The organism is Sphingopyxis sp. MWB1 (genome assembly GCF_000763945.1).
Lineage (GTDB): Bacteria > Pseudomonadota > Alphaproteobacteria > Sphingomonadales > Sphingomonadaceae > Sphingopyxis.
On the sequence record NZ_JQFJ01000002.1, the window covers coordinates 895,318 to 913,747 of the forward strand.

The window sequence follows — 18,430 nt, forward strand, 5'->3', positions numbered from 1 at the left end:
AGACGGTCATTTTGTCCAGCATTGCGGATCGAGCGGCCCCTTTGCGGGGTCGAGTTCGCTGCGAACAAGAATGATGGATGAAATTTTGCCATGATCGAGTTCGGCATGGCCGGCGGCAAGCGAGCAGCCGAGCTGTCCGTCGCGGCGCGAACGGATCACATGATAGGTGTAGATGCGCTCGCTCTGTTCAAAAACCTGCTTGAACGGCACGACAATCTCGACATCGCCGCCGCCCGCCTGGATGCGCTGAAAGTGGGTCGCCCACTGATCGACCCCGTTGATCACCGTCTTGCCTTCGAGAACCAGCGTGGCATCCGGGGTGAAAAAGCGCGAGAAATTATCCGCGGTGTAGGCACCCGGCGTCTTGAACGCCTCGTTCCACCAGAGGAACATTTGCGAGAGTATATCGTCGGAGGGCTGCTCCTGCGCGGCGACGGGAGCCGAAAGGCCAAGGGCTGCGACAGCACAGGCAAGCGTCAGTAATTTTTTCACCAAGAGACTCCCTTTTGATATTTTGTTTCGCGGGCGGCTCTGTGACCGCTTTGTTGCAACCAATGTCCGTCACTTCCTTTGTTGTTGCAACAACATTACAAACGAACCTTTGTTGCATTGAACGCAAACTAGAGAAAGCGTCGCGCGAGGGAGAATGAGCCTGCAAATCGGACCGCTACGGCCTTCATCTGCCCCTCTCCAAAACTTTCCCTTATTTTTCCGCTCTCTAGTTTCGTTCCGCTTGAAAGGCCGATGCACGGTCCGCCCCCGGCAGCATGAGGGGGGCCAGTCCAGACCCCGCCCGCCAAGCCCCCAGCCCTTGCGTCTTGCCTGCTTCGCTCAACGGTAAGGGGCGCCGAGAATCAGTCAATATTCATATGATTCGGGACGCTTGATAGAGGTGGAGCCATTCAGGGGAGAAGCTTGCTTCCACCATTTCGCGCTGAGCATATGAAAAAGGGGCGCCCCTCGGGACGCCCCTTTCAAGAGAGCCGCATCGTTAACGGCCGAAGGAAATGATCGCGGCTCCCTTTCGTGCGAGAGTCCGCGTCGATGCGTTTCTTCCTAGCGCGTTATGGTTTCAGGATGACTGTCGTTGCGATAGATCGCCCCGCCCTTCATCACGAAATCGAGCGTGCGCAGCGCCGAAATGTCGGCAAGAGGATTGGCCGATACCGCAACGATGTCGGCATAATATCCCGGCACCACACGACCCACCTGCTTGTCGAGCGCCATCATCCTTGCGGGCTGGATCGTCGCCGCCTGCAACGCCTGAAGCGGAGTCATGCCGGCTTTTTGATAGAGCTCGGCTTCATGCACCGTGGCGGTGGTGCCGCTGTTTGGCTCGAAAGGGAATTGGTCGGTGCCAAGCGCGACGTTAACGCCCATTTTGATCGCCTTTTGCAGCACGGCCCAATGATCCTGGCCTGTCGAGGCGACCCGTTCCAGATACCATTCGGGTGAACCGATCTTGCGATAAAATTCATGGGCGCCCTGCTGGCTGACGACGATGGTGGGGACGAGCCACGTGCCCTGCGCCTTCATCTTGGCCAGCACTTCGTCATTCAGATGATAGCCATGCTCGAAACAGTCGATCCCGAATTTCAGCGCCTGCATCGCGGCTTCGGACGAGCCATTATGCGCGGTCACTTTCACCCCGTTGCGATGCGCGACCTCCAGCACGGTCGACAATTCCGCATCGGTCATCGGCGCGGCAGAGATGGCGCCATGCGTATCCGAAATCCCGCCCGATATGGCGATCTTGATCCAGCTTGCTCCGCGCTTTATCTGTTCGCGCACCACCTTGCTGAATTCTGCGGGGCCATCCGCCTCCAGGGAGCCATGCCCGCCGGTGGGGACGATCAATTCGCCTGCCGATTCGATCCGGGGTCCGACCGCCTGCCCCTTTGCAATGGCGCGCTTCAGCATGAAATCCAGCCCGCGATCCTCCGCCGTCAGGCGAACGGTGGTCACCCCGGCGAGCAGCGAGCGGCGCGCATTTTCGGCCATCCGCAATATCTGCTCGCCATCTTTCTCGTTGATCAGTTCGGCCCCGGCAGCACCGGGAAGCTTGAGCCCGAAATGAACGTGCATGTTCATCAGGCCGGGGATCAGCCATTTGCCCTCCATGGGCACACGGGTCGCATCGGCGGGAACCGCCACCGAAGCGGCAGGCCCAGCCGCGACAATATGTTCGCCGCGCACCAGCACCACGGCATTGGGCACGGTGGCGCCCGTGTCGATATTGACCAAGGTGCCGCCGACCAGCGCGGTCGTGGCGGCGCCATCGACCGTCTGCGCGGCCGCCGTGGTCGTGAATAAAAATGCCATTGCGGCGGCGAATACGCGCCTTGTCAGCGATGCTGTCATCATGTGCCTTTCCCTGATTGCTGGCCCCAGACTGCGGCAATGGACGGATAAAACAATGCAGTAGTGCCGTGAAGTTTGTTGCGTTCGTCGCAACACAAACCGCAAAATTGCTACAATATAAGCAATGAAAATGACGGATTCGTGCGAATTTGGTGCGACGGCGTTGTATTATCGTGCCCGCGCCCGCTTTGCCTGCCCTGTTGCATTCTGTCGATATCGCGACACGATAAAGTCATAAACCAGTCCAGCGGGGGCGGAATGACGGACGGACACCATCAGGGGGCAATCTCACGGCGCAGCGCTATGGGTATGTTGGGGGCCGGCAGCCTTATTGCCTGGCCCGCCACGACCCGCGCCGCTCTTTCGTCGGCGGACGCCCGACAGGCGCTCTATGCCTTGCTCAAACAAAGCGCCGCTCAGGACGCCGCGCTTGATCCCCTGCGCGCCGCCCGGCGAGGCGGCGGCGCGGCAAGCGCCCCGCTTTTCGTCGATCCGCTGGGCGAGGAATATGCTCGCGCGCTGCAGTCGGGCAAGGAAGGGGAGCTCGGCGCGCTCGCGCGGATCGACCGCGACGCGCTCACCGCCATCGACCGCATTGCTTATGATGTGCTCCATTATAAGGCGCGCCAGACGCTCGACCTTTTCGACAGCGGCCTCTTCGCCGTTCAGCGCCGGGCCGCGCTCAATCCCTCTTTCGGATTGCATGTCGAATTTCCCGACTTTCTGTCGAGCGGCGCGGCGCCCTTTGAAACGGTGGGGGATTATCGCGATGCGCTGACGCGCATGACCGGTTTTGCCGATCATATGGTCATGACCATCACGCGGCTGCGCGAAGGTTTGGCGAGCGGGCACGTTCAGCCGCGCATCGTCGTGGACAATATACTGGCACAAGTCGATGCGATGCTGGCGCTGCGGACGGAGGACAGCCCCTTTTGGGCCGGGGTCAATCGCATTCCGGACAGCTTTTCGCCCGCCGATGTGCAGTGGATCAAAACATCCTTTCGCACCATGGTCGAGGAACGCCTTTATCCGGCCTATCGCAGCTGGGCCGATTTTCTGCGGCAGGAATATTATCCTCACGCCACCGACGCGCCGGGGCTGTGGGCGATGAAGGATGGCGACGCCCTTTATGGCTGGGCTCTGGCGCGGCACACCACCACCCGCCGCAGCGCCGAGGACATCCATGCGCTGGGCCTGCAGGAAGTGGCCCGGATTCGGAGCGAGATGGAGCGCGTCAAGGGCGAGACCGGCTTTTCAGGCGATCTCAAGGCGTTCTTCGACTTTATTCGCACCGATCCCAGATTTTACTATCGCACGCCGGAGGAATTGCTGGCGCGCTTCAAGGCGATTGAAGCGAAAATCTGGCCCGCGATTCCGCGCCTGTTTCATGACCGCCCGCGCGCGCCGTTCGAAGTGCGGCCGCTGCCCGCACTGGGGGATCAGCGCGGCACCGGCTATTATCGCCCCGGCCCGCCCGATGGCGTGTCCCCCGGCATCCTCTTCTTCAACATGTCGATGCTGGACACCCGCCCGATCCCGACGCTGGAAACGCTCACCCTGCACGAAGGGATTCCGGGGCATCATTTCCAGCTCACCCTGGCCATCGAAAATGAGGATCTGCCCGACCTGCTGCGCCATGGGCAGGCCACCGCCTATTCCGAAGGCTGGGGGCTTTATGCCGAATCCCTCGGCCCCGAACTGGGGCTGTTCACCGACCCCTTCCAGATGTTCGGCCATCTCGACATGGAAATGCTGCGCGCCATCAGGCTGGTCGTCGATACCGGCCTACACGCCAAGCAGTGGAGCCGCGAACGCGCGATTGACTATATGCTGGACAACAGTTCGATGGCGCGGCGCGACGTGGTGGTCGAAATTGACCGCTATATTGCTTATCCGGGGCAGGCCTGCGCCTACAAGCTGGGCGAACTCAAGATAAAGGAATTGCGCGAGCGTGCCCGCGCCAGCCTGGGCGCGGCGTTCGATATCCGCGACTATCATCGCCAGGTGCTGAACAGCGGCGCGCTGCCGCTCGACGTGCTGGAGGCGAAAATCGACGCCTGGATTGCCGCTGGCGGCGGTGCCTGACATGCCCCTTCCCTCCTGCAAGGACATTGGATGACTTCGCAAAGTTCGCCCGTATCGCGGCGCCACCGGTGGTTGCTGCTCATTCCCTTTCTATGGCAGATCGGCGGTGTTCCGCTCGTCAATGATGTCGCGTGGCGTCCCTTCTCGCTGCCCTTTCCGATGGCCTGGCAAATGGCGGGGATCATCGTGACATCGGTCGTTATCGCCTATATTTTCTCCATTGATCGCAAGCATCCGGAATTTCCCGACACCAAAGCACCCGCCGAGGGAGTCGAGCAATGATTCTGGCGCTTACTCTCGCTGTCGTGCTCGGCACCATGGTCGGCGCGCTTTTATCGGCGCGCCGACAAGCGCGCGCTACCAGCATGACCGAATGGGCGGTCGGCGGACGCCGCTTTGGCATTTTAATCTTCTGGTTCCTCAATGCCGGGGAAATTTACACGACCTTCGCGGTATTGGGCATTTCGGGCTTTGCATGGGCGCATGGCGCCCCGGCCTACCTGGCCTTCACCTCCGTCTCGCTGTCCGCCGCCATCGGCTATTGGCTGATGCCCTGCATCTGGAATGCCGGGCGGCAATATGGGCTGGTGACGCAAGCCGATTTTTTCGCCGCCCATTATCGCGCGACATGGCTGGGCGTCGTCGTTGGGGTCGCAGGAATTGCGGCGTTGATCGTCTATGTCCAGATCCAGATCGTCGCGCTCAGCCTGATCCTGCGCATGACCGTGGGGCCGGAGATATCCGTATCGGCGGCGGCCATATTGGCGGCAGCGATCATGCTGGCCTTTGTCTATATCTCGGGCCTGCGTTCGGCCGCCTTTGCCGCCGGGGTCAAGGATGTGCTGATGGTGCTGATCGTCGTCGGTTTGTGCCTCACCGTTGCCTCCAAGGTTGGCGCGGCCTCGATGCTCGACGTTTATCGCATGGCGCAGGACCAGTTTCCCGGCATCGGCCGCTTGCCCGGATTACAGCCGGGCGCCGGGCTTTCGACCATCTGGCTGATGACCGCCGCACTGAACGTCGCGCTGGGGAACTGGATCTTGCCGCATTTGTTCCAGCTCTGTTTTTCGGCGGGAAGCGAAGCGACAATCCGCCGCAACGCCATTTGGCAGCCGATCTATTCGCTGTCCTATTTTTTCATCATCCTCCTGGGCTTTGCCGCCCTGCTTGCGGGGACGCAGCCCGAAGGGGGCGACACCAATGCCGTCCTGTTGCAATTTGTTTCCGACCGCTATCCCGCCTGGGCCGTCGGAATTTTTGCGGGAACCGCCTGTTTGCTGGCGCTGGTGCCGGGATCGGTGCTCCTGCTGACCGCAGGATCGATCTTCAGCCGCAACATCCTGCTTCCGCTGCGCCCCACCTTGTCGGACCGGCAGAGCCTGCTCGCCTCGCGCCTGTCGATGATCGCCTTTGCGGCCATTGCCGTATGGCTGACGCTGGGCGGATCGCGTTCGCTGGTGGAGATCGGCCTGTCGGCCTATGCCGCCATCGGCATGTTGGCGCCGGGCGTCTATTTCGCCTTCATCTGGAAGCGCGCCCATGCCGCGGGCATTTTCGCCGGCATTGTCGCGGGCTATCTGGCGCTGCTTCTGCCGCAGGCGCAGCAGCTTTGGGACCATATGCTGCCCCACTGGGACCATGGGCTCGTGGCGATGATGGTCAATGCCGCCGTCGCAGCGCTCGTCTGCCTCGCGACCACCCGTCCCGCCCGTCCAGCCGTCCAGGCCGCCTGACGCCGATCAGGCCCAGCTTTTGAGCTTCGCTTCCAGCAGGCTCATCAGACGGGCCGGGGCACCCTCCAGCTGTCGGCCCAGCCGGTGGATCAGGCTGACCGTGCTATGTTCAATGGCATCGTCGAGCAGGGGCCGCGCGACCAGGCTCCCCTCCTCCAGTTCGGCCAGCGCCGAAATGCGCGGCAATACGGTGAGCGCGCGGCCCGCTTTCGCGATTTCGCGCATCATCTGGATGGAGGTCGTCACGAGCCGGGGTTCCAGCCAGACCTGCGCGCGCCGCTCGGCATGGTTGAGCGTGCCGCGAATGCGAAAGCCCGGGGGCGGCAGACAGAGGTCGAAACGCGCCAGATCGGCAATGGTCAGCGCCTCCATCTCCGCTGCGGGGTGCGAAGGCGCGCACAGGATCAGCAAGGGCTGCGCCACCGCGCTGCGCGTGCGTATCTTGGGCTCGCTGGTGGTGTGGAGGATCATGCCGATATGCGCTTCATCGTCGAGCACCATGCGGATGATATCGGCGGTAGGACTGCTCGTCACCGTAATGGCGATGCCGGGATTGCGCCGCTGAAACCCCTCGATCAGGGCGGTGAAAGGCGGGCCGAAAAAGCCCTCGCCAATCGCCAGATCGACGCGCCCGCTCTTTACCTCGCGCAATTCCTGAATGCGCGTCATCAAGGCTTCGCGGTCGGCAAGCTGGTTCTTGTGATATTCAAAGGCGAGTTGCCCCGCCTCGGTCAGCCGGATCGAGCGGCGCCCCCTTTCAATGAGCGCAATGCCCATTTCGGCCTCCAACTGCGCGATCTGCCGGCTGATCGAGGAAACGGCGACCCCGATTTTGTCGCTGGCAAGCCGCATCGAACCCAGATTGGCGGCTTCGTAAAAATATTGCAGTGCATTGTCCCACATGGGCGTCGCTCTCCCCTCACTGCCGAGCAGAATGGCGAGTGTTGCGAAAATCGCAACTAATTTCGTCTTTTGATGCCCTTGCCGCGAATGCACCTTGGCTTATCGGGACAGGCCGCACTGCCAAAATCCTGTCCAAGGGGGAGCCAAGTTGATGAACAAGCGAACGCGCGCCGAATGGAAAGGCTATATTCCGGCCATTACGACGCCCTTCGACGCCGATCGCGCGCTGGACCTGTCTGCCCTTGGGCGTCTCCTCGAATGGCTGCACAGCGAAGGCATGCACGGGCTGTTGCTGGCCGGGACGACGGGTGAATGGCCCGGCATGTCGAACGATGAGCGCAAGGCGCTGTTTTCAGCCGCAGGCAACCAGCTCAAGGGAAAGATCCCGCTGCTTGCCGGGTGCAACGCCTATACGGCGCATCAGGTGCTCGCCCTCGCCGATCATGCCGCCGACAGCGGATTCGACGGCATTGTCGTCACCCCGCCGCCCTATTACCGGCCCTCGCCCGACGAGATACATGGATTTTACGCTGAAATATCGGCGGGGTCGCGCCTTCCCATCTGCGTTTACAACTGGCCGCCAGGCACGGGCATCGACATGCCGCTCGCCCTGCTGGAGCGCCTCGCCGCGCTCGACAATGTCGTTGCGATCAAACAATCGACCAGCGATTTGCGCCGCTTTGTCGACACTTTCTTTGCGCTGAAAGAGAAGGTGCTGATTTTCGGCCATTCGATGGACGAACATGGGCTGGCGCTGCTCGAAGCGCGCGGCGGCGACGGGACGATGGGCGCAGGTGCTGTGCTGGGCCGCACCCACCCCGATTTTTACAATCATCTGTGGAAGGGCGATATCGCCGCCGCGCGCGAATGCGGGCGCCGCGACCGGGTGATCCTCGATCAATGGTATACGCCCGAACTGGTCGGCCGTTTCGGCTCGGGGCCCGCCATATTGAAGGCCGCGCTGAACGTGCAGGGCCTGCCCGGCGGCCACGTCCGCCCACCCTTGCGCGACGTATCGCGTGAAGATGTCGAGAAAATCAGGGAGACATTGGTGTCGCTGGGGCGCATCTAGCGAATATGGACAAGCGGGATGTCGCGATTATCGGCGGGGGGCTGATCGGCTGCGCAAGCGCCTGGCACCTCGCGCGGCAGGGGGCGTCGGTCACCTTGCTCGAAGCCGGAGACGTCAACAGCGGCGCCTCCGGGCAAAATGCCGGGTCGCTGCATTTTCAGATTGAACGCCGTTTTCTGGAAAATGGCGATGCGCTTGCACGGCAGGCCGCCGCGATCGTTGCGCTCAACCGGGCAGCGGTAACCGACTGGCGCGGCATCGAAAAAGCGCTGCCAGACGATCTGCACCTTTCCATGAAGGGCGGGCTGATGGTCGCCGAAACCCCGCAAGAGGTGGCCCTGCTCGAACGCAAGGCGGCGTGGGAACAGGCGCAGGGACTTTCCGTCCAAACGCTCGACGGGGCCGAGGCGCGGGACATCGCGCCCTATTTGTCCCCCTCCATCCTCGCCGCCAATTTCGCCCTCGACGAAGGCCATGCCGACCCGCGCGCGCTCACCCCGGCGCTGGCCGCCGCCGCGCGCGCCGAAGGGGCGGAGATCCGCACCCATGCGCGGGTTGAGCACATCGCGCGGAGCGGCGGCCGCTTTATCGTGCAGGGGCCCGACCTGCGGGTCACGGCGGATCAGTTGCTGGTCGCCGGCGGGGCATGGAGCGCCAACATATGCGCGCGCGCCAATATCCACATGCCGCTTTACCCGGTCGCCTTGCTGATGAATGCGACCGAGCGCACGTCTCCGTTGCTTCCCCATCTGATCCAGCATGTCGGGCGGCGCCTGTCGTTGAAACAGACCTATGCCGGCAATATATTGATTGGCGGCGGCTGGCCCTCGCGGCTGGCGCAGGCGCCCGATGGCGGCTTTGATCTTGATGCCAGACCCGAAATCATCGCCGCCTCGCTCCGCGCCAATGTCAAAACCGCCATCGACGTCATCCCCGTCCTGTCGCGCCTGAATCTGCTGCGCAGTTGGACCGGGGTCACCGCCATTTCCGCCGACCAATTGCCTATCGTGGGCGAAGTGCCGCGCCTCCCGGGCCTATGGGTTGCGGCAGGCGGCTCGGCCTTTACGCTGGGCCTGACCTTTGCGCGCCTGCTGGCCGGGGCCATGACCGGAAAGCCGTCGCCGGAACTCGATATCCTGTCCCCGGCTCGGTTCGAACATCTGAACGGATTTATGGGATGAAAGCGCGCCGCATCACCTCTGGCACCCGCCGGGGCCCGAAAATCTCCATTCGCGTCGATGGCGAAGCCATCGCCTGTCATGCCGGCGAAACCGTCGCGGCAGCCATGCTCGCTGCCGGGATGAGCCGCTTTCGGCGGGACCGGGCCGGGACGGCGCGGGGGCTGCTTTGCAACATGGGGGTGTGCAGCGAATGCCATGTCACCTTGGGCGCGACCGGACGCCGGGTCCGCGCCTGCCTGATCGAGGTAACCGACGGACTGGATATTCGCCGCGATGACTGAAGAGCAGCGCTTCGATCTGCTGATCATCGGCGGCGGGCCGGCGGGACAAGCGGCCGCGCTGACGCTCAGCGGACGCGGATTGCGGATCGGCGTCCTCGACGAACAACCGCGCCCCGGCGGCCAGATTTTGCGCCAGCCGCCGCCGGAATTCCGTGTCGAAAACTGGCTCCCCGACCCCGGTTATGATCCGCTCAAGCGGCAGCTTGCCGATTTTGAAGGCTGTGACGACATAGAATGGCTGGGCGGCCATTCGGTCGTGGGTCTTCAGCCCAACTCGCTGCTGGCAGACGGTCCGGATGGGCTGCGGCAACTGGCCGCCCCGGCCATATTGATCGCGACCGGGGCGCAGGATCTGGCGGTGCCCCTCCCCGGCTGGACCCGGCCGGGGGTCTATTCCGCCGGCGCGATCCAGGCCTTTATCAAAAGCCAGCAATTGCTCACGGGCGAGCGCATAATGCTGGCCGGGACACATCCTTTGCAACTGGTGATCGCGCGGCAGGTTGTCGCGGCGGGCGGCACGGTCGCGGGGGTCTTTTTCGCCCAGCCGCGCGAACAGATGCGCCGGATGCTCCTGCGCCGCCCGCTGACGGCCTTGTCCCGCCTCTCCGATCTCTTGACCGCCCGCAAAGCCGAGCGGGAGCTACAGAAAGCGGGCGTACCGCTTCATTATGGGGTGGGACTCCATGCCTTTGAAGGAAGCGGGGATGGCGACCATCTGGGCGCGGCTCTGACCGGCAAGGGGCGCGTCGAATGCGACGCCGCCGGGCTGTGCTTTGGCTTTGTGCCCCAATCGGCGCTGCCGCGCATGGCGGGGGCCGCGATGCGCCCTGCCGGTCCGGCGGGCGGCTGGGCGGTCATTCATGATGACTGGATGCGCACCAGTCTTCGCGGCCTTTATGCCGCGGGCGAAGCGGTCGGTGTGGCGGGTGCGGAGGCGGCGGCGGCAGGCGGCGCGCTCGCGGGCCTTGGCATAGCGCGCGACCTTGGCCTGATCACGCCGGTCGAGGCGGAACAAGCCGCGCAGAAAGCGCGCAAGGCCTTGGCCCGGCACCGCGCCTTTGCCGCCTTGCTGGACGCCATATCGGACCCGCGCCGCTATTTCCCGGCCATGGAGGACGATACGCTGGTCTGTCGCTGCGAGGATATCGACCGTCAGACCATCGACGCCGCGCTGACCGGATGCGGATCAGCCAACAGCGTAAAGCTTTTTACCCGCTGCGGAATGGGGGCCTGTCAGGGGCGTAATTGCGAACCGACGCTGCTGCGCTTGCTGGAGGCTGCGGGAAAAAGGGGCGATGGCGGGTTTACCGCGCGCTTTCCGGCCCGCCCCCTTCCCCTGGCGACGCTTGCGGCAGACGATTCATCCTTGCGATAAACGCAACGACCTTCCCATGACCCTTGCGTTGCGACGGCGCGGGGGGCGGGTCACTATGCCTTGCATCGCAAGGAGAAGATAATGAACGCAGCGCCTGAAAAGCCCCGTTTCCTGTCGGTCGATCATATTTCATGGACCGTGCCTGATCTCGACGAGGCGGTTGCTTTTTACCGCGATGTGCTGGGGGCCGAGGAATTGTTCCGCATGGGCCCGCTCGACGCCGCCGACATGCCGCGCGATGATCAGGGGCGTGACTGGATGGAAACCCATGTCGGGGTCGCCGGGGCGCGGCTGACTTTGGTGATGATGAAGCTCAGCGACAATATGAATTTCCAGCTTGTCCAATATGACAAGCCCGATGATCGCGCCCAGACCCTGCCCCGCAATTGTGATCGCGGCGGGCATCATCTGGGGCTGAAGGTCGATGATGTCGACAAGGCCATCGCCTATCTGGAAGCCCATGGCTGCCGCGCGCTGGAGGTGATCCATATCGACGCGGGGCCGCTCGCCGGAAAGAAGAATGTCTATGTGCTGGACCCTTTCGGGCACCAGCTCGAAATCGTCGACTGAACAGATTGAAGAACAAAGGGAGCAAGCCGCATGACCAATCGCCGGATCAACCCCGCCGCGCTTTATGACGCGCTGGGCTATGGATTTTCGCACGCTGCGATCCACCAGAGCGGACATATTCTGCAGCTCGCGGGCCAGGTGGCCTGGGACAAGGATTGCAATGTCGTGGGGGCGGGCGATGTCGCTGCGCAAACCCGGCAGGCACTTGCCAATCTTTCCGCCGTTCTCGCCGAAGCGGGGGCCACGCCCGCCGATGTCGTGCGGCTACGCACCTATGTCGTCGATCATCACCCCGACAAGCTGGGACCGATATTGGGAGAGATTGCGGCCTTCTATTGCGATGCGGTGCCCGCTCCGAACAGCTTCATCGGCGTTCAGGCGCTCGCGCTTCCCGATTTCCTGGTGGAAATAGAGGCAACAGCAGCGCTTCCCTGACGCTACCCAGCCCGCTTCAGACACTCTCTCAGCAGCCCCGTCGCTTTCCCGAGCGGCGGGGCGTTTCTATGCGTCTATCAAAGAAAGGAAATGGTGCCTGGGGACGGGATCGAACCGCCGACACTGCGATTTTCAGTCGCATGCTCTACCAACTGAGCTACCCAGGCGAGGCTCCGCCGGGTCGGGTGACCGGGCGGGCGAGCGGCGGCTATAGGCAGGCTATTCCGTCCTGTCCAGAGGCTATTGGGGGGTTTTTCGCGCTCTGTTTAATCTTTCTTTGTGCGGTGCTTAATCTTCCTCGCCCTGCTCGCCTGCCAGGCTGCCTTCGGGCGGTTCGACGGCGGGAACGCGATAGGTTTCGCCGAACCAGGAGAGGAGGTCGCGGTCGCGGCAGCCGCGGCTACAAAAGGGTTTGAACGCCTCTTCGCGGGGATCGCCGCACAGGGGGCAGGTGCGCCGGTCGGCCCTATTGTTATTGGGCATAGCCCGCTCCCTTCATCATTTCATCGCGTTCGATCATTACGGGGCGTCCCGTTCGCCGCTGAAGCAGGTCGATCCAGTCGGGCCTCTCGTCCAGCCGTGCAGCCACGGCGGGCCGTGCCCCGAGCCGGAGCGGCCCCGTCCCCTGCGCGCGTTCGGCCTGACGCAGCAAAAGCGCCGTATCGGTTGCGACGGGATCGAACAAGAGCTGCTCGATCAGCGAAGGGCGGCTGCGCCGCTGCACAATCTGCATGAAGCCGAACCCGTTGATCGCAGTGCGCTCATAGGGCTGCGGCAAATGAGCATCGAAGACTTCCGCAACGGCGACCCGGTCAGCGCGCCCCGCAAGCGAGGGAAAGTCGACGCCGCTGACGCCCCCGACGCCGCAGCAACGCAAAAGACGCGCAGCAGCGACGGCGCCCGCCCTGGCAAGCGAGAGCGCCTCCCCCTCCCCGTCGATGTCGATCACCAACATGGCAGGCGTCATGTCGAACCAGAGCTCGCCGCCCGCAAAGGGCCAGCGCCCGGCGCGCACCCGGTCGATCAGTTCGGACCAGCCCGCTTCCTCCAGCCGGTCGGGGCCGCGGGAATGAAGTTCGGTGACGGGATGGCCGGTGGATGTGATCTGGGCCCGCAAGTCCGGTCCGTCGGTGAGCGGCCTGTCGGTAAAAGCTGCCCGGGCGAGCTTGTCGCGGCCGCGTTCGCGCAGCGCCATGCGGGTGATTTCAACATGAAGCGAGGCGCCGATGGAGAGGCTGGGCGGAAGGGTCGCAAGCGTCGCCTCGGGCGCGCCGGACCAATCGAGCACGACGCGGGGACGCGCCCCGGCAGCGATCAGCTTGCCCGCCAGCACCGCCCCGAGGCGCGGGCCGTCGCTGTCGCGTTCGATCCGGGCTTCGACGATTTCGCCCCCCTCGACGAGCGCGGCGCGGTTTTCGCCGATCCCGGCTTCGAACAGCCACTCAGCCAAGCGGGACACCCACGCTGGTCAAAAGGGCGCGCGTTTCGAAAAGCGGCAGGCCGACGACATTCGAGTGGCTGCCCGACAGAAAGCGCACAAAGGTTTCGGCGCGCCCCTGAATGGCATAGCCGCCCGCCTTGCCCATGCCTTCGCCGCAGGCGACATAGGCGTCGATTTCCTCTGCGCTGAGCACCTTGAAAGCGACGATGGTGTCGACGATCCGCACGCGCACGCGGTCATCGCGTCCAATCACACAAATCCCCGACCAGACACGATGCCGTCGTCCCGACAGAAGCGCGAGCATATCCCGCAGATCGGCCTCATCAACCGGCTTTTCCAATATGCGCCGTCCGGCGGCGACCGTGGTGTCACCCGCCAGCACGACTTCATCGGACGCCCGGGAGACGGCCCGCGCCTTCCCTTCTGCCAGCCGCGCGACATAATCGCGCGGGCGTTCGCCTTTCAGCGGAGTTTCGTCGATGTCGGGGGCCGCAAGGCGCGCCGGAACAAGGCCGATACGGGCCAGAAGTTCACGCCGTCGCGGCGAGGTCGAGGCGAGGACCAATGCCGGCGCGGACGCAGGAGAGGTCGCCGCGCCGCTCACTTGAAGCGATAGGTGATCCGACCCTTGGTCAGGTCATAGGGGGTGAGTTCGACGAGCACTTCGTCGCCCACCAGAACGCGAATGCGGTTCTTGCGCATCTTGCCTGCGGTATGACCCAATATTTCATGGTCATTTTCCAGCCGGACACGGAACATCGCATTGGGGAGCAGTTCAACCACCTGCCCGCGCATTTCCAGAAGCTCTTCTTTTGCCATCAATCCTCTAAGCGATGAAATTAATCAATGCGCGCCCATAGCGGCAAATCTTGCCAAAAGAAAGCAATCTGTCGCTCCCCTGCCTTTCGCCGAAAATATCAGCAGGGATAAGGGATTGGCAAAGACGGCGCTGGTGTCAGGAAACGAGGCCGAGACGGCGCAAAATACGCCAGCCGATGGTGGTGGCGCGCGCATGGCGCGGCCAGCGCGGAGGCATGGAGGGATTGAAACCCAAGCGGCGCAGATGGGCATGGGCGGCATGCGCCTCGGACTCGCGATAGCTCCATTCGCTGCGCCAGGTGATCGACAGCGAAATGGAAGGCGCATCGCCATTGGTGACATAATGCGGCGCCATGACCGGAACGAGCACGGCGTCGCCGGGCGCCAGCGCAACCTTTTTCTGCGCGCCATCAAATGCGTCATCCCAGGGAAGATTACGGTGGCCGCCGGTGTGATAGCGTTCATGTTCGCGCCGATGGGCGAAGCGTTCGTCCCCGGCGGGCCAGACATTCATCACCTTGGTCCCGCGCAACTGGAGCAGAATATTATGCTCCGGATCGAAATGATAAGGGGTGATTGAGCCGGGCGAGGAAATGAAGATGAAGCCCTGCGGCGTCAGCATCGCGCCCGTGCGCGGTTCGACCACCTGTTTCAATTCGCCAAGCAAGTCCATCAGCAACTTTTCATAAGCCGGGACGGTTTCGATATTTTTGAGCACGGCCCAGCTGCCATTGCTGTCGATGGTGCGGATCGTTTCGCCGATCGAAAGGCCGTTGGTCGGCACATCTTCGGGCGCGATCCCCACGGGGAGATCGCCCGGATTATATTCGACCTGCGACGTCGGCAGCCCTTCAGCCAGGGTCGCCAGCGCTTCCAGCGAGAGCAGCGGATGATCGGGCAGATGATGGCGCAGCGGCCCTGCCTCGGCCGGATAGAGGGTCTTCATGGCGTCCAGCGTGTCAGCCGGAAAAACCGGCGCGCGGATGGGGTCGTGCAGGGTCATGATTGTTCCTGTTTATGAGAAGCGGTGAGGCGCTTCCAGCGCCGCCACCATCGTTCAATCTGCATAAGCCCCCCAAATCGGAGACGGTTCGACCGCCCAGCGAGCGGCGTGGCCACCCAGACAAGCTGGCGCCGTTCCCTCCAGACACTGTCGATCATCGGATGATCGGGCGCAGCGCAACTGTCCGTCCATTGAATCCGGGGATCGTCCAGCAGCGCGAGATTTTCCTGCTGAAGCAGCACTCCGGGTGAGTAGCGGGCAAAATCCTCATCAAAGGCAGTCTTGAACGAAAACGCGCCCGGCGGGGTAAGGAAATTGATCAATATCGCAAGCGGACGCCCGCCCAAGTCGAGCGCGCGCATATCGAGCCGTCCGGCCTCTGCCGCCGCGACAATGATCGCCCGAAACCAGGCGGCAGTGTCATTCTGGCTCGCGAGCGCGGATCCGGCGCGCCCTTTCCACCCGGCCGCTTCGAGCGCAAGGAAAGCCTCGGCCCATGGCTCCACCGGCTCCCCGGCCCGCCAATGGCGAAATTCGACCGTGCCCTGTTCGGCGAGGCGATTCGCCTGACGGCGCAATTCCTTGCGCTTTTTGGAACGCACCGAAGCCTCCCAATAGGCTTGAGGCGTGAAGTCGCTTTCCAGCAGCGCGCGTTCCTCGCGGTGGACAATCTCCAGACGGTCGCCGCGCATCCGCGCGACATCGACAAAAGCGCGGTGCAACGGGCCATTTTCGGTCAGGCGCCGCACAAGCAGCATGGTTTGCGCCCAAGCCGCCGCATCGCACCAGGCCAGCAGGATCGACCAGAAAAGATGTTCAAAGCCCGCGCGGACGAGCGGCGCGCCATGAAATTGATGATAATGGCTCCATCCGGCCACATGCCGCATCGGCAACCGCCCATAACGCAAGGCAAGCGCCAAAGGCATCACGCCGATCACCGGCCCGTCGGCTCCGTCGCGCACCAGCACGAGCCGGGTCTGCCGATCGGGGTCGAGCAGATGAAGCGCCGATTGCAGACACCAGCGTTCAGCGAAAGGATTGGGCTCACTGGCCTCATCGGCCAGCCGATCCCACGCCTCGGCAAGTGCAGGTGACAAAGCGAGCGGATCGACGATCCGTACCGTCAGCGGCGCAGGGCCCGATAGCGCGCGCGCGTCCGAAACATCGGCAGGAAAGGCAGGATGGAGCGTCATCGCCATCATTTTAGCCGCCAAGCGTTAAAAACGCGTGGCGTTCAAACGGCAAAGGAAGCGCGGAGGAATAGCTCACCCTTTACAGCCCGAAGAGCTTGGCCAGCGATTTTTCGAGCATGAAAAATTGCCAGATCAGCCGCCCATGGTCGCGCCGTCCCGACTGGTGCGCGGCGACGATGCGGTCGATTTCGGCCATGTCGAACCAGCCCGACCGCGCGAGCGTCGAAGAGGTGGCAAGGCCCCGCGCCTGTTCGGCGAGCGCGCCGCGAAACCATTGCGACACAGGCGTCACAAAGCCCATTTTGGGGCGGTAAAGAATGTCATGCGGCAGATAGCGTTCCATGGCGCGTTTCATCACCGCCTTGCCCGTGCTGCCCTTGACCCGCATCGACGCGGGCAGGCTCGCGGCAAATTCGACGAGGCGATAATCGAGCAAGGGCTCGCGCGCCTCCAGGCTGACCGCCATGCTCATCCGGTCGGTCTTGGTGAGAATGTCGCCGGGCAGCCAGATTTTGAGATCGGCATATTGCGCGCGGTCGAGCGGTTCGCGCGCCGGAGCCTCCGCCATGGCCTTCCAATAACGCGCCTCCGCAACATGATCGCCAAGGCCGCGCCGCGCCGCATCGTTGAACAGGCGCGCGCGCTGGCCGGGACCGGTGACGCCTACCGCCTCGGCATAGCCCTCCGCCCCGCTTTTCGACAGGCTGGCAAGCGTTGCGCGCGCGCGCAGCGGACGCGGCGCCCAGTCCATCTGCGGCCAGATTTTCGCGAGCGGCCCCAGAAGGTTGCGGCGCAGCGCCGCAGGGATCATGCCGCGCAGCCTTTCTTCCTGATGCTGGAACACCAGACGGCGATATCCGGCAAAGGCTTCATCCGCGCCGTCACCCGACAATGCCACCGTCACCTCTTCACGCGCCAGTTCGCACACGCGGTAGGTGGGGAGCGCGCTGGCATCGGCAAAGGGTTCGTCGAACATGTCGGCAATGCGATCGACCAACGCGAAATCTGACGCCGCGACGGTGCGGGTGCGATGATCGGTGGCGAAGCGTTCGGCAATCTGGCGCGCATAAGCGCTTTCGTCGAGCGCCGCCTGATCGAAACCGATGGTGCAGGTCTTGACCGCCTTTGCGCTCGCCTCCGCCATCAGCGCGACGACCGCGCTGGAATCGACCCCGCCCGACAGAAAGGCGCCGAGCGGCACATCGGCGACCATACGGTCGGTGACCGCGGTGCGCATCAAATGGGTGAGATGCTCCGCCGCCTCGCTTTCACTCGCGCGGATGCGGCGGGAGAAGTCGGGCGACCACCACTGGCTGGGCGCGGGCATCGGCTTGCCGCGTTCGCACAGCAGATAATGGCCCGCGGGAAGCTTCTGAACGCCCGCGACGATGCAATTATCGTCGGGGACATAGCCGAGCGCGAGAAAATCCTCGAGCGCGGTCAGATCAGCCTCGCGGCGCAGCAGCGGATGGCGCAGCAGCCCCTTGAGTTCGGAGGCAAAGGCGAGCGAGCCGTCGGAGAGGCGCGCATAATGCAGGGGCTTCACCCCCAGCCGGTCGCGCGCGAGGAAGAGGCAGCCGCGCCGATGATCATGGAGCGCAAAGGCGAACATGCCGTTGAGGCGCGAAAGACATTCCACGCCCCACTGGCGCCAGGCGGCGATGATCACCTCTGTATCGCCTTCGGTCCGGAAACGGTGACCACGTTCGGCGAGTTCGGCGCGCAAGGCGCGGAAATTATAGATTTCGCCATTATAGCTGAGCGTGATGGCTTCATCATCGCTCGCCATCGGCTGGGGGCTGCCGTCCAAGTCGATGATTGACAGGCGCAAATGGCCGAGCCCCACGCCGGGCGCGGTCCACACACCGCTTCCATCGGGGCCGCGATGCTGCATCGGATGAAGCATCGCGCGCACCCGCGCCGGATCGACGGGCTTTGCCGTTTCGAGATGGTAAAGACCTGCTATGCCGCACATATA

Annotated in this window: 19 protein-coding genes and 1 tRNA gene; 9 read left to right on the top strand and 11 right to left on the bottom strand. The window is 63.4% G+C overall.

Annotated elements, in window-relative coordinates; genetic code table 11:
• Positions 1–6 precede the first annotated feature (6 nt).
• A complete protein-coding gene (locus tag JV18_RS0105120) occupies positions 7–492 on the bottom strand; it encodes a hypothetical protein (protein WP_033073674.1) in 486 nt (161 codons plus the stop codon).
• 564 nt (positions 493–1,056) lie between these two features.
• Positions 1,057–2,364, bottom strand: a complete 1,308-nt coding sequence (locus tag JV18_RS0105125; RefSeq protein WP_052071746.1) for an amidohydrolase family protein — start codon at positions 2,362–2,364, stop codon at positions 1,057–1,059.
• 300 nt (positions 2,365–2,664) lie between these two features.
• On the opposite strand from JV18_RS0105125, the gene JV18_RS0105130 reads away from it, so the two are divergent.
• From JV18_RS0105130 to JV18_RS0105140, 3 genes are read left to right on the top strand one after another with little or no spacing between them, the layout of a single operon-like run.
• A complete protein-coding gene (locus JV18_RS0105130; protein WP_235302888.1) occupies positions 2,665–4,446 on the top strand; it encodes a DUF885 domain-containing protein in 1,782 nt (593 codons plus the stop codon).
• A gap of 30 nt (positions 4,447–4,476) precedes the next feature.
• Positions 4,477–4,728, top strand: a complete 252-nt coding sequence (locus JV18_RS0105135; RefSeq protein ID WP_052071747.1) for a DUF3311 domain-containing protein — start codon at positions 4,477–4,479, stop codon at positions 4,726–4,728.
• Positions 4,725–6,179: a sodium:solute symporter family protein gene (locus JV18_RS0105140; protein ID WP_033073677.1), complete on the top strand. Its 1,455-nt coding sequence runs from the start codon at positions 4,725–4,727 to the stop codon at positions 6,177–6,179. The genes JV18_RS0105135 and JV18_RS0105140 overlap by 4 nt, the downstream gene beginning before the upstream one ends.
• 6 nt (positions 6,180–6,185) lie before the next feature.
• Here the strand turns inward: JV18_RS0105140 and JV18_RS0105145 are convergent, their stop codons facing one another.
• Positions 6,186–7,082 carry a LysR family transcriptional regulator gene (locus tag JV18_RS0105145; protein ID WP_033073678.1) on the bottom strand — a complete coding sequence of 299 codons (897 nt, stop codon included), beginning with the start codon at positions 7,080–7,082 and terminating at the stop codon, positions 6,186–6,188.
• Positions 7,083–7,233: 151 nt separating this feature from the next.
• Here JV18_RS0105145 and JV18_RS0105150 point away from each other — a divergent pair, with 151 nt between their 5' ends.
• The 6 genes from JV18_RS0105150 (at position 7,234) to JV18_RS0105175 (ending at position 11,996) form a co-directional block, all read left to right on the top strand.
• Positions 7,234–8,154: a dihydrodipicolinate synthase family protein gene (locus JV18_RS0105150; protein WP_033073679.1), complete on the top strand. Its 921-nt coding sequence runs from the start codon at positions 7,234–7,236 to the stop codon at positions 8,152–8,154.
• Between the two features lie 5 nt (positions 8,155–8,159).
• Entirely contained in the window at positions 8,160–9,335 is a 1,176-nt protein-coding gene (locus JV18_RS0105155; protein WP_033073680.1) for an NAD(P)/FAD-dependent oxidoreductase, read from the top strand.
• Positions 9,332–9,616 carry a (2Fe-2S)-binding protein gene (locus JV18_RS0105160; RefSeq protein ID WP_052071748.1) on the top strand — a complete coding sequence of 95 codons (285 nt, stop codon included), beginning with the start codon at positions 9,332–9,334 and terminating at the stop codon, positions 9,614–9,616. The genes JV18_RS0105155 and JV18_RS0105160 overlap by 4 nt, the downstream gene beginning before the upstream one ends.
• A complete protein-coding gene (locus JV18_RS0105165) occupies positions 9,609–10,991 on the top strand; it encodes an FAD/NAD(P)-dependent oxidoreductase (protein ID WP_033073681.1) in 1,383 nt (460 codons plus the stop codon). The genes JV18_RS0105160 and JV18_RS0105165 overlap by 8 nt, the downstream gene beginning before the upstream one ends.
• Positions 10,992–11,072: 81 nt before the next feature.
• Positions 11,073–11,561, top strand: a complete 489-nt coding sequence (locus JV18_RS0105170) for a VOC family protein (protein WP_033073682.1) — start codon at positions 11,073–11,075, stop codon at positions 11,559–11,561.
• A 30-nt stretch (positions 11,562–11,591) separates the two neighbouring features.
• Positions 11,592–11,996, top strand: a complete 405-nt coding sequence (locus JV18_RS0105175) for a RidA family protein (protein ID WP_033073683.1) — start codon at positions 11,592–11,594, stop codon at positions 11,994–11,996.
• A gap of 91 nt (positions 11,997–12,087) precedes the next feature.
• On the opposite strand, the gene JV18_RS0105180 is transcribed toward JV18_RS0105175, so the two are convergent.
• From JV18_RS0105180 to JV18_RS0105215, 8 genes are all read right to left on the bottom strand, one after another.
• Positions 12,088–12,163: transfer RNA gene (locus JV18_RS0105180), tRNA-Phe, on the bottom strand.
• 121 nt (positions 12,164–12,284) lie between these two features.
• Positions 12,285–12,479 carry a DNA gyrase inhibitor YacG gene (locus JV18_RS0105185; RefSeq protein ID WP_033073684.1) on the bottom strand — a complete coding sequence of 65 codons (195 nt, stop codon included), beginning with the start codon at positions 12,477–12,479 and terminating at the stop codon, positions 12,285–12,287.
• Entirely contained in the window at positions 12,469–13,446 is a 978-nt protein-coding gene (locus JV18_RS0105190) for a ribonuclease (RefSeq protein WP_033073685.1), read from the bottom strand. The genes JV18_RS0105185 and JV18_RS0105190 overlap by 11 nt, the downstream gene beginning before the upstream one ends.
• Positions 13,439–14,041, bottom strand: a complete 603-nt coding sequence (locus JV18_RS0105195; RefSeq protein WP_081944686.1) for a Maf family protein — start codon at positions 14,039–14,041, stop codon at positions 13,439–13,441. Before JV18_RS0105195 ends, JV18_RS0105190 begins: the two co-directional genes overlap by 8 nt.
• Positions 14,038–14,256 (bottom strand): translation initiation factor IF-1, encoded by a 219-nt coding sequence (infA, locus tag JV18_RS0105200; protein WP_003049127.1) that lies wholly within the window; start codon positions 14,254–14,256, stop codon positions 14,038–14,040. The genes JV18_RS0105195 and infA overlap by 4 nt, the downstream gene beginning before the upstream one ends.
• 136 nt (positions 14,257–14,392) lie before the next feature.
• Positions 14,393–15,259 (bottom strand): cupin-like domain-containing protein, encoded by an 867-nt coding sequence (locus JV18_RS0105205; RefSeq protein ID WP_033073686.1) that lies wholly within the window; start codon positions 15,257–15,259, stop codon positions 14,393–14,395.
• Positions 15,256–16,461: a GNAT family N-acetyltransferase gene (locus JV18_RS0105210; protein ID WP_235302896.1), complete on the bottom strand. Its 1,206-nt coding sequence runs from the start codon at positions 16,459–16,461 to the stop codon at positions 15,256–15,258. The genes JV18_RS0105205 and JV18_RS0105210 overlap by 4 nt, the downstream gene beginning before the upstream one ends.
• A gap of 70 nt (positions 16,462–16,531) precedes the next feature.
• The gene (locus JV18_RS0105215) at positions 16,532–18,427 is read right to left on the bottom strand and encodes an XrtA/PEP-CTERM system amidotransferase (protein ID WP_033073687.1); all 1,896 of its coding nucleotides are present in this window, start codon (positions 18,425–18,427) and stop codon (positions 16,532–16,534) included.
• Positions 18,428–18,430: the final 3 nt, after the last annotated feature.